Origin of the sequence: Streptomyces sp. AC602_WCS936, from assembly GCF_019049125.1 — a bacterium.
Lineage (GTDB): Bacteria > Actinomycetota > Actinomycetes > Streptomycetales > Streptomycetaceae > Streptomyces.
Window position 1 is genome coordinate 170,677 of record NZ_JAGMUF010000054.1, and the last position, 13,319, is coordinate 183,995.

At 73.7% G+C, this 13,319-nt stretch carries 12 protein-coding genes and 1 pseudogene; 10 read left to right on the forward strand and 3 right to left on the reverse strand.

The annotated features are described in order from the left end of the window. The first annotated feature begins 274 nt into the window (after nucleotides 1–274). The 4 genes from KUM03_RS18085 to KUM03_RS18100 all read left to right on the forward strand — a co-directional run bounded on the left by KUM03_RS18085 (nucleotide 275) and on the right by KUM03_RS18100 (nucleotide 4,872). Nucleotides 275–715 (forward strand): DUF6643 family protein, encoded by a 441-nt coding sequence (locus tag KUM03_RS18085; protein WP_073731146.1) that lies wholly within the window; start codon nucleotides 275–277, stop codon nucleotides 713–715. A 42-nt stretch (nucleotides 716–757) separates the two neighbouring features. Further along, a complete protein-coding gene (locus KUM03_RS18090) occupies nucleotides 758–1,585 on the forward strand; it encodes an MOSC domain-containing protein (protein WP_217250073.1) in 828 nt (275 codons plus the stop codon). Nucleotides 1,586–1,716: 131 nt separating this feature from the next. Then, nucleotides 1,717–2,322, forward strand: a complete 606-nt coding sequence (locus KUM03_RS18095) for a hypothetical protein (RefSeq protein WP_217250075.1) — start codon at nucleotides 1,717–1,719, stop codon at nucleotides 2,320–2,322. A gap of 108 nt (nucleotides 2,323–2,430) precedes the next feature. Then, complete coding sequence (locus tag KUM03_RS18100; RefSeq protein ID WP_217250077.1) at nucleotides 2,431–4,872, forward strand: right-handed parallel beta-helix repeat-containing protein; 2,442 nt, start codon at nucleotides 2,431–2,433, stop codon at nucleotides 4,870–4,872. Here the strand turns inward: KUM03_RS18100 and KUM03_RS18105 are convergent. After that, nucleotides 4,869–7,325, reverse strand: coding sequence for a hypothetical protein (locus KUM03_RS18105; RefSeq protein WP_217250079.1), 2,457 nt, complete (start codon nucleotides 7,323–7,325; stop codon nucleotides 4,869–4,871). The two genes, KUM03_RS18100 and KUM03_RS18105, sit on opposite strands and share 4 nt — an antisense overlap. Before the next feature lie 287 nt (nucleotides 7,326–7,612). Here KUM03_RS18105 and KUM03_RS18110 point away from each other — a divergent pair, with 287 nt between their 5' ends. Next, a complete protein-coding gene (locus tag KUM03_RS18110; RefSeq protein WP_217250082.1) occupies nucleotides 7,613–8,440 on the forward strand; it encodes a DeoR/GlpR family DNA-binding transcription regulator in 828 nt (275 codons plus the stop codon). A gap of 139 nt (nucleotides 8,441–8,579) precedes the next feature. Beyond that, a complete protein-coding gene (locus tag KUM03_RS18115; RefSeq protein WP_217250084.1) occupies nucleotides 8,580–9,053 on the forward strand; it encodes an SRPBCC family protein in 474 nt (157 codons plus the stop codon). 21 nt (nucleotides 9,054–9,074) lie between these two features. On the opposite strand, the gene KUM03_RS18120 is transcribed toward KUM03_RS18115, so the two are convergent. After that, complete coding sequence (locus tag KUM03_RS18120; protein ID WP_217250086.1) at nucleotides 9,075–10,199, reverse strand: PLP-dependent cysteine synthase family protein; 1,125 nt, start codon at nucleotides 10,197–10,199, stop codon at nucleotides 9,075–9,077. A gap of 353 nt (nucleotides 10,200–10,552) precedes the next feature. On the opposite strand from KUM03_RS18120, the gene KUM03_RS18125 reads away from it, so the two are divergent. Continuing rightward, a complete protein-coding gene (locus KUM03_RS18125) occupies nucleotides 10,553–10,876 on the forward strand; it encodes a hypothetical protein (protein WP_073731154.1) in 324 nt (107 codons plus the stop codon). Nucleotides 10,877–11,059: 183 nt separating this feature from the next. Then, on the forward strand, nucleotides 11,060–11,608 hold the full coding sequence (locus KUM03_RS18130; protein WP_217250088.1) for an ATP-binding protein: 549 nt from the start codon (nucleotides 11,060–11,062) through the stop codon (nucleotides 11,606–11,608). 113 nt (nucleotides 11,609–11,721) lie between these two features. Here the strand turns inward: KUM03_RS18130 and KUM03_RS18135 are convergent, their stop codons facing one another. Continuing rightward, nucleotides 11,722–12,006: an SHOCT domain-containing protein gene (locus KUM03_RS18135; RefSeq protein ID WP_217250090.1), complete on the reverse strand. Its 285-nt coding sequence runs from the start codon at nucleotides 12,004–12,006 to the stop codon at nucleotides 11,722–11,724. A 190-nt stretch (nucleotides 12,007–12,196) separates the two neighbouring features. Here KUM03_RS18135 and KUM03_RS18140 point away from each other — a divergent pair, with 190 nt between their 5' ends. After that, entirely contained in the window at nucleotides 12,197–12,796 is a 600-nt protein-coding gene (locus KUM03_RS18140) for a TetR/AcrR family transcriptional regulator (RefSeq protein ID WP_254399488.1), read from the forward strand. A 29-nt stretch (nucleotides 12,797–12,825) separates the two neighbouring features. Continuing rightward, nucleotides 12,826–13,299: pseudogene (locus KUM03_RS18145) on the forward strand (phosphotriesterase); the annotation flags it as partial. Nucleotides 13,300–13,319: the final 20 nt, after the last annotated feature.

Sequence of the window (13,319 nt, forward strand, 5' to 3'; positions counted from 1 at the left end):
GTGTCACCGAGCCGGGCCGAGTCCCGGCGGTTCGCCTTTTTTCCGCGCCCAACCTATTCCCCGGCCGCCCGTCCTTCACGAGGGGTACGGGAAGACGTCGGGACAACCGCCGGTAACCCGCCCGGAACTCGCCCTTTACCCCAAGATCGCGCGGCGTGTCGCCCCCTTTTCGCCGAATTCGCTCACATTGGGGATGCCGGGTCACTGCGGACACGGAAAACAACCCTCTTATCGGTCTCCCCAACCAGCACATCGTGGGCTTAACTTATGTGCCATGACCTCCCCCCGCTCCACTTATGGTGGCGGCTACTACTCCGCCTCCTTCCCGGACACCCCGATCTACGACTCGCTCGTGGCCGAGCGGGGCACCCCGCAGATCGCCCCGATCCGGGTCCCCGCCGCGTACGACGCGCCGGGCAGCCACCTGCCCGCGCTCCCGTCGGCCCTGCCCGCCCTCCCGGCCGGCCCTTCCCAGCCCTCCTACGGATACCCGCAGCAGGCGCCGCAGCCCGCCCCGCTGCAGCAGGCGCCCGCCGCGTACATCCCGCACCAGGCGACCGCGCCGCGCGGGTACCCCGGGCCCCAGCAGCCTCAGCCTCCCCGCCCGGCCGCGCCCGGCCCGGCGGGGTACGAGGCGATGCGCCCCGCGGCTCCCCGGCCGGCCCCGGCGCCGTACCAGGACCCGTACAACCAGCAGCAGTACCGCGGCTACTGAGCCGTCCCCGGGACTGTCGGTGCCACCTGGCACGATGGCTCCATGGGGAACGCGCGACTGCAGTCGATTCACGTCCATCCGGTCAAGGCGTCCCGGAGCCTGTCGCTCCGGGAGGCCGTCGTGGAGCCCTGGGGGCTGGCCGGAGACCGCCGCTGGATGATGGTCGACGACGGGGGAAAGGTCGTCACACAACGCGGGCGGCCGCGCATCGCCCTGGCCGCCGCCGAGCCACTGCCCGGCGGCGGCGTCCGGCTGTCCGCGCCCGGCCGGGAACCGCTGACGGTGCCGGTGCCGCGGGCGGGGGTCACCGTGCCGGTGCAGATCTTCCGGGACAAGGTGGAGGCGGTTCCCGCCGAGGACGAGGCGGTACACGCCTGGTGCAGCGACTTCCTGGAAGCGGACGTCCGGCTGGTGTACCTGGACGACCCGGCCACGCGCCGTCCCGTCGACCCGCGGTACGCCCTGCCGGGCGAGACCGTCACCTTCGCCGACGGCTTTCCGCTGCTGCTCACCACGACGGCCTCCCTCGAAGCCCTCAACGCCCTGATCGCGCGGGGCGAGCACGCGGACGAGGGCCCGCTGCCCATGGACCGCTTCCGGCCCAACGTGGTCGTCGCCGGCACCGAGGCCTGGGCCGAGGACGGCTGGTCCCGCGTCACCGTGGGCGACGTGGCCTTCCGGGTCGCCAAACCGTGCGGACGCTGCGTGGTGACGACCACCGACCAGGGCACCGCGGAGCGCGGCAGGGAGCCCCTGCACAGCCTCGGACGGCACCGCCGCGTGGACGGCAAGCTGGTCTTCGGGCAGAACCTGGTCCCGCTCGGCCGGGGCACGATCCGGGTGGGCGACCCGGTGCGGATCTCCGGATGACGTTCCGTTCGTCCGACGACCGGTTCCGGTCACCGGCCGGAGAGGGGGAACCCGGTCCGCGGCCCGCGCGTTGGGCTGTGTGAGAGGTTCGTGAGAGAAACCCGGCGGGGAGCGGGAAGGGGGCGCGGATCATGCGGGCGATCGCAGGGCTCTGGCGCTGGCGGCACAATCCGCTGTGCCGTCCGACGGACCTGGCCGAGGGGTGGGCGGCCCTGGCGGGCCTGCTGCTGATCCTGACCGCGGCTCCCCTGGTCGGGGTCCTGGTGGGCGGTTCGGCGCAGGAGTCCCTGCAGCGGTCGGTGCGCGAACAGCACGAGTCCCGGCACCGGGTGACGGCCACCGTGGTCCGTCCCCTGGAGCGTCCACCGCTGACCGTCGACCCGGAGGGTGTCTCCGGCGGGGATCTGCGCACCCGGGTGCTCGCCGACTGGACCGCGCCGGACGGCTCGCGGCACGAGGCCCCCCTCACGGCGGGCCTCGACGATCCGGCCCCCGGCGACCACTTCGCGATATGGACCGACGGGCAGGGCCGGACAGTGCCCCGCCCGCTGGACGCCGCGACCGCGACGACGCACGCCGCGCTCGCCGGAATCGGCGCCGCACTGGTGGCCGCGGCCCTGGTCGAGGCGGGCCGGCGGATCGCCGTCCGCCGCATGGTCCACCGCCGCCACGCCCGCCTGGAGCACGAGTGGGAGCGGGTCGGTCCGGACTGGGGCAGGACCGGCGCGGACAGCTGACGGGCTTCCGCCTCCGGTCAACTCACCACCTGCGCGCACGCTACGGTGGACCGGCCGAACCGAATCGGCGACGACCCGCGTACGACGAGGTGGGGGCACAGCAACGCCATGGCACAGGGCACGGTCCAGGTGACGCACACCGGCACCTCGCGGTGGCGGCGCCGCACGGGTGAGTACGCATCGCTCGCCGCCGCCCTGGAGGCCGCGGCCGACGGTGACGTCCTCACCGTCGCCCCCGGGACCTACCGGGAGAATCTCGTCGTCCACCGGGCGGTGACCCTGCGCGGGCCCGAGGGCGGGCAGGGTTCGGTCCGGATCGCCCCCGTGGACGGCGTCCCGCTGACCGTGCGCGCCTCGGCGGTGATCCAGGACCTGCACGTGGAGGGCCAGGACGCGGCGGCACCCGCGGTCCTCGTCGAGGACGGTGTGCCGGAGCTGCTGGGGCTGAGGGTGGTCGCGCGTTCCGCCTCGGGGATAGAGGTGCGCGGTGGCGCGCGGCCCACGGTGCGGCGCTGCGTCGTCGACAACCCGGCCGGTGCCGGCGTCGCCGTCCTGGACGGCGGGGGCGGCGTGTTCGAGGAGTGCGAGATCGTCTCCGCGGGGCAGGCGGGTGTCGCGGTGCGCTCCGGCGCGCACCCCCGGCTCGACCGCTGCCGGGTGCACCACGCCTCGGGTTCGGGCCTCACGGTGACGGGCGAGGGCTCCTCGCTGGAGGCCGTGGGCTGCGAGGTCTACGAGGTGCGGGGCAGCGGCGTACAGGTGACGAACCGGGCCACCGCGCACCTGACCGACTGCGACGTGCACCGCACCACCGGCGACGGCGTCACCCTGGACACGGACGCGGTACTCACCCTCGCCGACTGCCGTATCCACGACGTCCCGGAGAACGCGGTCGACCTGCGCTCCCGCTCCGTCCTCACCCTGACCCGCACCAGCGTGCGGCAGTTCGGGCGCAACGGACTGTCGGTGTGGGACCCGGGCACCCGCGTGGACGCCAACCAGTGCGAGATCTTCGACAGCACCGGTGACTACCCGGCGGTCTGGGTGAGCGACGGCGCCACCGCGGTGCTCGACTCCTGCCGGGTGCACGACGTGCCGGACGCGTTGTTCGTCCTGGACCGCGGCTCGCGCGCGGACGTCGTGGACAGCGACCTGTCCCAGGTGCGCAACACGGCCGTGTCGGTGAGCGACGGCGCCACCGCCCAGCTCGACGACTGCCGCATCCGGGACGCCGCGACGGGCGCCTGGTTCCGCGACCACGGCAGCGGCGGCACTCTGAACAACTGCACCCTGGACGGGAATCGCACGGGTGTGATCGTCACCAAGGGCGCCGACCCCACCATCGAGCGCTGCACGGTCGACTCCCCCTCGGAGGCCGGCGTCTACGTGTCGGCCGGGGGCCGCGGGAGTTTCCTGAACTGCCGCGTGACCGGCAGCGCCGGGTACGGCTTCCACGTGATCGACGGCTGCCGCACGACGCTGAGGAAGTGCCGCACGGAGCGGTGCGCGCGGGGCGGGTACGAGTTCGCGGACGGCGGCGCTGAGGCCGGCCGCGATGCCGGTCCGCTCGTCGAGGACTGCACCAGCGACGAGAGCGCCGGCCTGACCGCGCCCGCCGCGCCGGAGCCTGCCGTGCAGACGGTGAGCCAGTCCCCCGGTCTGCTGGGCTCCATCCCCGGGCAGCGCAGCACCGAGCAGGAACCCCTGATCGCCGGTACCGAACCGCGGGAACCGGCGCGGACCTCGAAGGCCGTACTGGGTGAACTGGACGCCCTCGTCGGCCTGGAGAGCGTCAAGCGCGAGGTGCGGGCGCTGACCGACATGATCGAGGTGGGCCGGCGGCGGCAGCAGGCCGGCCTGAAGGCCGCCTCCGTCAAGCGCCACCTGGTGTTCACGGGCTCCCCCGGCACCGGCAAGACGACGGTCGCCCGGCTGTACGGCGAGATCCTCGCCTCCCTCGGGGTGCTGGAGAAGGGGCATCTCGTCGAGGTGTCCCGGGTGGACCTGGTCGGTGAGCACATCGGCTCCACGGCGATCCGCACCCAGGAGGCGTTCCAGCGGGCGCACGGCGGTGTGCTGTTCATCGACGAGGCGTACGCGCTCTCCCCCGAGGACGCCGGCCGGGACTTCGGCAAGGAGGCCATCGACACGCTGGTGAAACTGATGGAGGACCAGCGGGACGCGGTCGTGGTGATCGTCGCCGGATACACGGCGGAGATGGAACGCTTCCTGTCCGTCAACCCGGGTGTCGCCTCCCGCTTCTCACGGACCATCACCTTCGGCGACTACGGCCCGGAGGAGCTGCTGCGGATCGTGGAGCAGCAGGCCGACGAGCACGAGTACCGGCTGGCGCCGGGCACGGCCGAGGCGCTGACCAAGTACTTCACGGCGCTCCCGAAGGGCCCGGCCTTCGGCAACGGCCGTACCGCCCGCCAGACGTTCGAGGCGATGGTGGAGCGGCACGCGAGCCGGGTCGCCCAGCTCGCCGACCCGAGCAAGGACGACCTGACCCTGCTCTACGCCGAGGACCTGCCGGAACCGCGGCCCTAGCAGTCCTCCGTCCCGCCGTCCGCCGCCGGGACGGAGGAGGGGCGGCCGGTGTGGCGGGGTGCCGGTACCTCCGGGCGCAGACGGGCGAGCAGCCGCTGCCGTTCCTCGGCGAAGGCCGGGTCGGCCTGGTAGTCGGAGTGGCCGAGGATCGGCGCGGGCAGCGGGTGGAGTTCCGTGCGGCCGTACGTCAGCGGGTCCTTGAGCGGTGGGCGGTCCACCGAGGGGCCCGAGTCGCCGGGCAGGCGCATCGGGCCGCCGATGGGGTCGGTGCGCCGGTGCAGGTTGCGCCAGCAGTCGACCTCCTCGTGCAGGGAGCCGAGCGCGGCCGGTCCGAAGTGGGCCGGGAACCAGCGGCCGTACAGGCGCTCCAGCGGGGAGCCGTAGGTGAGCAGGGCGACCCGTTTGCGGGCGGGCGGCTCCAGTTGCCAGGCGGCCGAGGCGGCGAGGACGCTGCCCTGCGAATGCCCGGAGATGACCAGCCGCCCGCCGGTGGCCCGGGTCCAGGTCGCCATCCGCCAGGTGAGGTCGGGCACCGCGCGCTCCGCGTAGCAGGGCGGCGCGAAGGGGTGGGCGGCGCGCGGCCAGAAGGTGCCGACGTCCCACAGGATGCCGATGGTGCGCCGCGCGGAGGCGTCCTTGTAGGCGCGCCTGCCCCAGGTGACGAACAGTATGAAGCCGAGGCCGATGAGCCAGGAGCCCAGTGCCTGCGCGGTCTGGACGGCGCCGTGCACGACGGCGTACGTCCCACGCGCGGCGTCGGCGGGCACCTGGTCGGTCACCAGGGCGCCGGCCAGGGCCGCGGCGCCGAGCAGCAGTGTGGTCGCGGAGACGATGGCGACCAGGAGGGGCGCCCGGTCGGTGAGGGTGGCCAGGGCGCGGGTGAGCGCGATGCGCCGGGTGCGCCCCGGGTCCCCGGCCTCGCCGGGGTGGTCGTCCTCGATGTCGGCCCGTTCGGCGCGGGCCAGGCGCCAGGTGTGGCGGGCGAGCGCGGTGCAGAGCAGTAGGACGACGACGAGCAGCGGCGGGATGACGGACGCCTGCCAGGTCAGCAGGACCGGCGGCCCGTCGATGGAGGTGCCGGTGCCGTCCAGCCAGTCGGCGACGCGCTGGGCGACGCCGCCGGACATCACTCCGCCCAGCGCGCAGGCCAGCATCGCGACGGACGGCCCGCCGAGACCGCGGATCGCGGCCCGGGTGTCGGGGCGGCTGCGGTGCAGCAGGTGGGCGACCACGGCGAGGACGATGACCAGCAGGCCCTGGACGAGGGCGATGCCGCCGAAGGTCATGTCCCCGGGCAGCCGCCCGGCGGACGACCACTGCGGGCGTGACCAGCCGCCGTACAGCAGGGCGAGGACGAACAGGACGAGGGCGGCCAGCGGCAGCAGCCGTACGAGTCGCTCGTCGAGTTCCCGGTCGAGGCGCCGCTCGCTGCGGCCCCGGCGGCAGACCACCGCGACCACGACGACCGCCCCGGCGGCCAGTGCCGCCACCAGGAGCCAGCCCAGTGTGTCCAGCGTCGCGGGCCCGCCCGGCCGTCGGTCGAAGCGGGCCGCGGGCGCGCCGACCGCCGCGGCGACGGTCAGGAGGGCGGCGGCGGTGTGCGCGGCGCGCAGCCGGGCCACGAGCCGCCGCCCGTACCAGAACCCGGGCCGGCCGAGGGCGGTACGGGCGGGGTCCTCCCCCGGAACCGACTCGGGACCGGACCCGGGGCCGGACTCGGGACCGGACCCCGGGCCGGACTCGGGACCGGACCCCGGGCCGGACTCGGGACCGGACCCCGGGCCGGACTCGCGGTGCATCGGCTGCTGGGACTCGTAGGCCCGCCAGGTCCGCAGCGACAGGTACCACAGCAGGCCGGTGAGCACCGCGGGCACCGCGGCCGCGAGGGCTAGCCGGCGGCCGGGCGTGCTCCACCAGCCGCCGTCCGACATCACCGGCGACAGGAAGCCCAGCCAGGAGTGCCGCTCGGCACAGGCGCGCGTGCCCGCGCACTGCCAGGCCACGAGGTCGAGCGCGACCTCGCACGCCCCGGCGACCAGCAGCACCGTCAGGGTCAGCCCCGCCAGCCGCACCAGCAGCCCGTAGAGGCGGACCGTCCGGGTCCGGCCGTGTGCGGTGGGCCGCATCCAGTGGGCGAGGTTGACCACCATGAACGGCAGGAGCAGCAGCCACAGGGCGCGGGTGCCGTTGCCGGAGGTGAGGTTGCACCAGACGTACGCCTCGGGCACCGGCCGGCCCCGGTAGTCCTCGGGCCGCGACTCGGCGTCGGCGTCCTCGGTGCGCCGGTAGACGGCCGCGATGTGGTCGCCGGTGACCCGCACGGTCCGCGGGTCGTCCAGCATCTCGGCGGGCGTGGTGCCGCCCACCCCGTGGACCAGGAGTTCCAGGGCGGTGCCGCTCCTCTCGGGAGCGTCCTGCTCGCCCGTCCCGGCCCGCTTCTGCGCCTGGTCCACTGTCCCTGCTCCCCCGGTGACGTGCCGTCGGCTGTGTACGTGCGGGCACAAGGATCTCCGCTCGGCGGGTGTCGTACACCCCTCGGCACGGAATCTCCCCGAACTGTGTGACAGGAGACGCCGGGACGGGACTGTCGTGACATGTGCGCGACGGGCAGGCGGTGGCGCGGCCGGTGCCGGGGCGTGCGAGGATGGGACGTCCGCGCACCGGAGCCGGGCGAGTCCCCGGTCGGAGCGGGTGCGCCGGGCGTGTCGGGCGGTTTTGCGGCGAAAGGACCGGAGCGTACGTGAGTGAGAATCCGAACCTCCTCGCGGAGCAGCGGCGCGCCCTGATCCTGGACGAGGTACGCCGCCGGGGCGGGGTCCGGGTCAACGAGCTGACCCGCAAGCTCGGCGTGTCGGACATGACGGTCCGCCGCGATCTGGACGCGCTGGCCCGGCAGGGCGTGCTGGAGAAGGTGCACGGCGGCGCGGTCCCCGTGGTCGAGGCGAGCACGCACGAGCCGGGGTTCGAGGCCAAGTCGGGTCTGGAGCCGACCGCCAAGGAGGACATCGCGCGGGCGGCGGCGGAACTGGTCGCGCCGGGCGCGGCGATCGCGCTGTCGGGCGGTACGACGACGTACGCGCTGGCGCACCGGCTGGTGGACGTGCCGGATCTGACGGTGGTCACCAACTCGGTGCGGGTGGCGGACGTGTTCCACGTGGCGCAGCGCACCTCGGGGGCGCGGCAGGGCGCGGCCACGGTGGTGCTCACCGGCGGTGTGCGCACTCCGTCCGACTCGCTGGTGGGACCGGTCGCCGACCAGGCGATCGCGACGCTCCACTTCGACGTGCTGTTCCTCGGTGTGCACGGGATATCGGCCGAGGCCGGCCTGTCGACGCCGAACCTCGCGGAGGCGGAGACCAACCGGCGGCTGGTGCAGTCGGCGCGGCGTGTCGTGGTGGTCGCCGACCACACCAAGTGGGGAGTCGTGGGCCTGAGTTCGTTCGCCGCGCTGGAGCAGGTGGACACGCTGGTGACCGACGCCGGTCTGCCCGCGGACGCCCGTGCGGAGATCTCGGAGCATCTGGGGCTCGTGGTGGCGGGCGAGCCGGAGACGGACGCGGCCGGCTGACCCCGGGCGGCGGGCGGGCGGTCACGGACCGTCCGTGGTCTCCCCCGCCCCGCTGACACCCGGCGTGCCCCCGGCTATCGTGGCGCCACCCGTCCGACCGTCCGCATCCGCGGCTTCGCTCAAGGGGGTTGTTGCGTCCATGGCTCACCGTCTGCGTCCGGTGGGAGCCGGCTTCGTCGAGACCGCGCCGGTGCGGCTGGTCTTCGCCCGCGAGATCTCCGCCGCCCCGGACCGGGTCTTCCGCGCGCTCGCCGAGGACGTGCCGGGCTGGACGGCCTGGTTCTCGGCGGTGACGTTCGCCCGGCCCGTCGATGAGGGAGCGGGGCGCGAGATCCGGCTCAGGGGCGGTACGCGATTCCTGGAGACGGTGCTGACGGCCGAGCGGCCCGAGGTGTACGCGTACCGCGTCGACGTCACCAACGCGCCCGGAGCCCGAGCCATGGTCGAGGAGTGGCGGCTGGCGCCGGCCGGGGACGGCACGCGCGTGCAGTGGACGTTCGCGGCGGACGGTACGCCGCTGTTCCGTTTCGTGCTCAACCGTGCGCGTCCCGGGCTCGGACGGGCCTTCCGGGACGCGGTCACCTCGCTGGACAGGCGGCTCGCCCGCTCGTAGGAGGTCCGGCACCGCTCGCCGTCAGGCGGGCCAGGTGCCCGTCCGCAGCAGGGTTTCGATCGTCGTCGTGTACGGCCCGATGTCCAGGCCCTGTTCGGCGAGCCAGGCGTCCGAGTAGTACTTGTCGAGGTACCGGTCCCCCGGGTCGCACAGCAGCGTCACCACGCTGCCCTGCCGTCCCTCGGCCACCATCTCGGCGACGATCTTCAGCGCGCTCCACAGTCCGGTGCCCGTGGAGCCGCCCGCCTTGCGGCCGATGGCCCGCTCCAGGGCCCGGACGGCGGCGACGCTCGCGGCGTCCGGCACCTTCATCATGCGGTCGATCGCGCCGGGCACGAAGCTCGGCTCCATCCGGGGCCGGCCGATGCCCTCGATCCGTGAGCCGCGGTCACAGACGACGCCCGGATCGGCGGTGGTCCAGCCCTCGAAGAAGCAGGAGTTCTCCGGGTCGGCGACGCACACGCGGGTGTCGTACTGCATGTAGTGCACGTAGCGCGCGAGGGTCGCCGAGGTGCCGCCGGTGCCGGCCGTGGCGACGATCCACGCCGGTTCGGGGAACCGCTCCAGGCGCAGCTGGCGGAAGATCGACTCGGCGATGTTGTTGTTGCCGCGCCAGTCCGTGGCGCGTTCGGCGTAGGTGAACTGGTCCATGTAGTGGCCGCCGGTCTCGGCCGCGAGGCGTGCGGACTCCTCGTACATCCGGCGGGAGTCGTCCACGAAGTGGCACTGTCCGCCGTGGAATTCGATCAGGCGGATCTTCTCGGTGCTGGTCGTGCGCGGCATGACGGCGATGAAGGGGACGCCGATCAGCTTCGCGAAGTACGCCTCGGAGACGGCGGTGGAGCCGCTGGACGCCTCGATCACGGGGCGGCCCGGCCGGATCCAGCCATTGCACAGGCCGTACAGGAAGAGCGAGCGGGCGAGCCGGTGCTTGAGGCTGCCGGTGGGGTGGGTCGACTCGTCCTTCAGGTACAGGTCGATGCCCCAGTGCTCCGGCAACGGGAAGAGCAGCAGGTGGGTGTCGGCCGAGCGGTTGTTGTCGGCCTGGACCTTGCGCACGGCTTCCTTCAGCCAGGCCCGGTAGTCGGTGTCGCTGTGGTCGACGTCGAGGGTGGCGCCGGTGCGGGTCTGCTGGGGGGTGCTCACGACGGGGGCTCCTTACGCTCGCGCCGACGGCGCTTCGCGCGGCCGGCGCCTCGATCATAGGCATCTTCAACACGCTTCTCACCTGCATAAACACACCTTTGGGAGCCTCAAAGGCACCGCTGGGGCGCGTCGGGGCGGCCGGACGGGGGCGCATTCGCGCGAGTGCTCCGGTCGCCTTCGGAAAGGGGCGGCGCGTACTGGTGCTCGGCGCGCGGTGCGGGCAGACTGCCAGCGGGCGGGACGGGATTCCCGGCGGTTCCCGCCGCGGGCGCACACTGGAGCACGACACGAGCCGGTACCGGGCCCAGCGAGGAGCACGGTCCGGCGACCGACGGGCACGAGGGGGCGACGGCATGGCGGAGCCGGAGTTCAGGGCCACGGGGGTGCGGATCGGCAAGCGGCTGCGTTCACTCACCCGGGCCGGGACGGTCCGGATCAGCGGTGGCAGGGTGGAGTTGCTGACCAGCTACGGCAGTGAGATCGACAGCGCCCCGGTACAGGCGGTGCGCGCCTCCCGGCCCTGGTTCGCCCCCGAGGACCGCGCCCTCGCCGACCTCAACGGCAAGCGGTATCTGCTCACGCTCGGCGAGCGGGACCCCGCGCCGGGTGAGCCGGGTCCGCCCGCGGCCCGCCGTTTCATCGAGGCGGTGCGCAGGGCGGCCGGGCGACGCGCTTGAGATGTCCGTAAGTTGCGGTGCCTCACCCCTTGCGTCACGCTGGTCTCACGTCACTCTGGGTTTACCGGCGATAACGCTGCGAACCAGCCCGCCGGCCATGACAGCAGGCGGCGGCGCGCCGCGTGCGCCCTGCTGGATCCGAACTCCGTGTTCTTCCGGACCTCTAGTCGGGGAGTCGCAGCCGTGATCAGTCACCCAAGCAGACATTGCACGGTGGAGCTGCAAGCCCTGCCGTCGCGGATCGGCCAGGTCCGCAGAATCGTATCTGCGCAATTGCGCTACTGGCATATGGATTCCCTGATCGACCGGGCCGCGCTCGGCGTGACGGAGTTGTTGACCAACGTCCACCTGCACGCGCGTCCCGACAAGACGTGCACCGTGGAGATAGAGCTGCTCCTCGACCGGCTCACCGTCTCCGTGCGCGACCACGATCCGCGGCTGCCCGTGGTGGACGACGCCGCACCGCTGGCGACGTGCGGGCGCGGGCTGTCCATGGTGGCCGCGATGAGTGAGAGCTGGGGCGCCCGGCCGGACGGTGAGTCCGGCAAGGTCGTCTGGTTCACGCTCCCGACGGCCGTACCCGCCGCGCAGGTCACCGCTCCCCCGGTCACCGCACGCCCGCCCCGGCGTCTGGTCGAGGAGGTGCCGGCCGCCGCGTTCGCGGAGGTCGAGCACGCGGTCGACGTCGGCAGACCCCAACCCGCTCCCGCCCGGTCGGCCGTTGCCGGCTGACCGGGCGGTGACCTTTCGCTGCCGCGGGCCCACGGCTCACCGGGGCCGGGCGGGGCCCGCCGCGTCCGGGGCGCCGGGACGGGCCTCGACACCCCGGACGGCGGTCGCCGTGGTCATGCCGCGCCGCCCTTCCCCGTCCGGCCGAACCGCTCGTCCAATACGGACAGCCGGCGCCAGTACTCGTCCTCGTCGATCTCGCCGGAGGCGAAGCGGTGGCCGAGAACGGTGATCGGCGAGTCGTCCGGGGCGGTGGGCGGCCGGCCGGGTCCGCGACGGCCGCGCCACACGGTGCGGCGCAGCAGCGTGATACCGCCGGCGATCACCACTGCCCAGAACAGGGGGAAGAGCAGGATCCAGGGTCCGGGTCCGCCGTCGGCGAAGTGTGCCAGGGTCTGCATGTCGTCCAACTCCTCGGTCGCGGTGTCCTTCGTGTCGCTTCCGAGCCTCGCCCCGTCGGGGGCCCGTGGCGTCGTACGGCCAGCGGCAGTGCACGTACCGCCCGGGAAGTACTCCGGCCGCCCCCCGTACTCCCCGCCCCGCCACTCCCCCTTCGCCATTTCTGTAACTACTAGTATGTATACTGCTCGCATGAGCACGTCGGAACGACTGATCGAGTCCACCCGCGAGCTGCTGTGGGAACGCGGCTACGTGGGCACCAGTCCCAAGGCGATCCTGGAGCGCTCGGGCGCCGGCCAAGGCAGCATGTACCACCACTTCAAGGGCAAACCCGACCTCGCGCTGGCCGCGATCCGCCGTACCGCCGAGGCGATGCGGGCCACCGCCGAGGCCGTGCTGACCGGCCCCGGCACGCCGTACGAGCGCGTCGAGGCCTATCTGCGGCGCGAACGCGACGTGTTGCGCGGCTGCCCGGTCGGTCGGCTCACGATGGATCCGGACGTGATCGCCGACGACTCCTTGCGCGCGCCCGTCGACGAAACGCTGGACTGGCTGCGGGAGCAGCTCGCCGGGATCGTCGAGGAGGGCAAGGAACTGGGCGAGTTCGCGCCCTCGCTGGACGGGGAGGAGACCGCGGCGGCCGTCGTCGCGACAGTCCAGGGCGGCTACGTTCTCGCCCGCGCGTCCGGCTCTCCCGCCGCTTTCGACGCGGCCGTCCGGGGCCTGCTCGCCCTGCTCACGCCCGCGACCGCCCCTGCCGGCCGGCGGACTTGCACCCCCGCCGCGCTATAGGAGACCTGCCATGCATGCCATGCAGTAAGACCATGACGGCGGCGGCCGAGGCGCACCACGCGACGGGGGCGCCCGTCGCCGTGCACCTGGAACTGGGCACCGGCGGGATGGACGTACTGGAGCTGCTGTGCGGCGAGTCGGGCGTGCCGCCGCACCGGGTGGTCCTCGGCCACCTCAACCGCTGCCCCGACCCCGTGCTGCACCGCCAGTACGCCGAGTGGGGATGCTACCTGGCCTTCGACGGGCCGTCGCGGGCCCACCACGCCACCGACTGGCGGATGCCGCAGGCCGTACGGGGCCTCGCCGAGGCTGGTCACGCCGACCGGATCCTGCTCGGCGGCGACACGACGACGGCCGCGGCCCGGTCGGTCAACGGCGGCCCGGGGATGCCCTGCCTGCTGCGGCGGGCGGCGCCCCGGCTCGCGCTCGCCGTGGGCGAGGAGCTGGTGCGGCGCGTACTCGTCACGAATCCGGCACGGGCGTTCGCGGTGGAGTGGCGCTGATGTCCGGCCACGCGGAACAC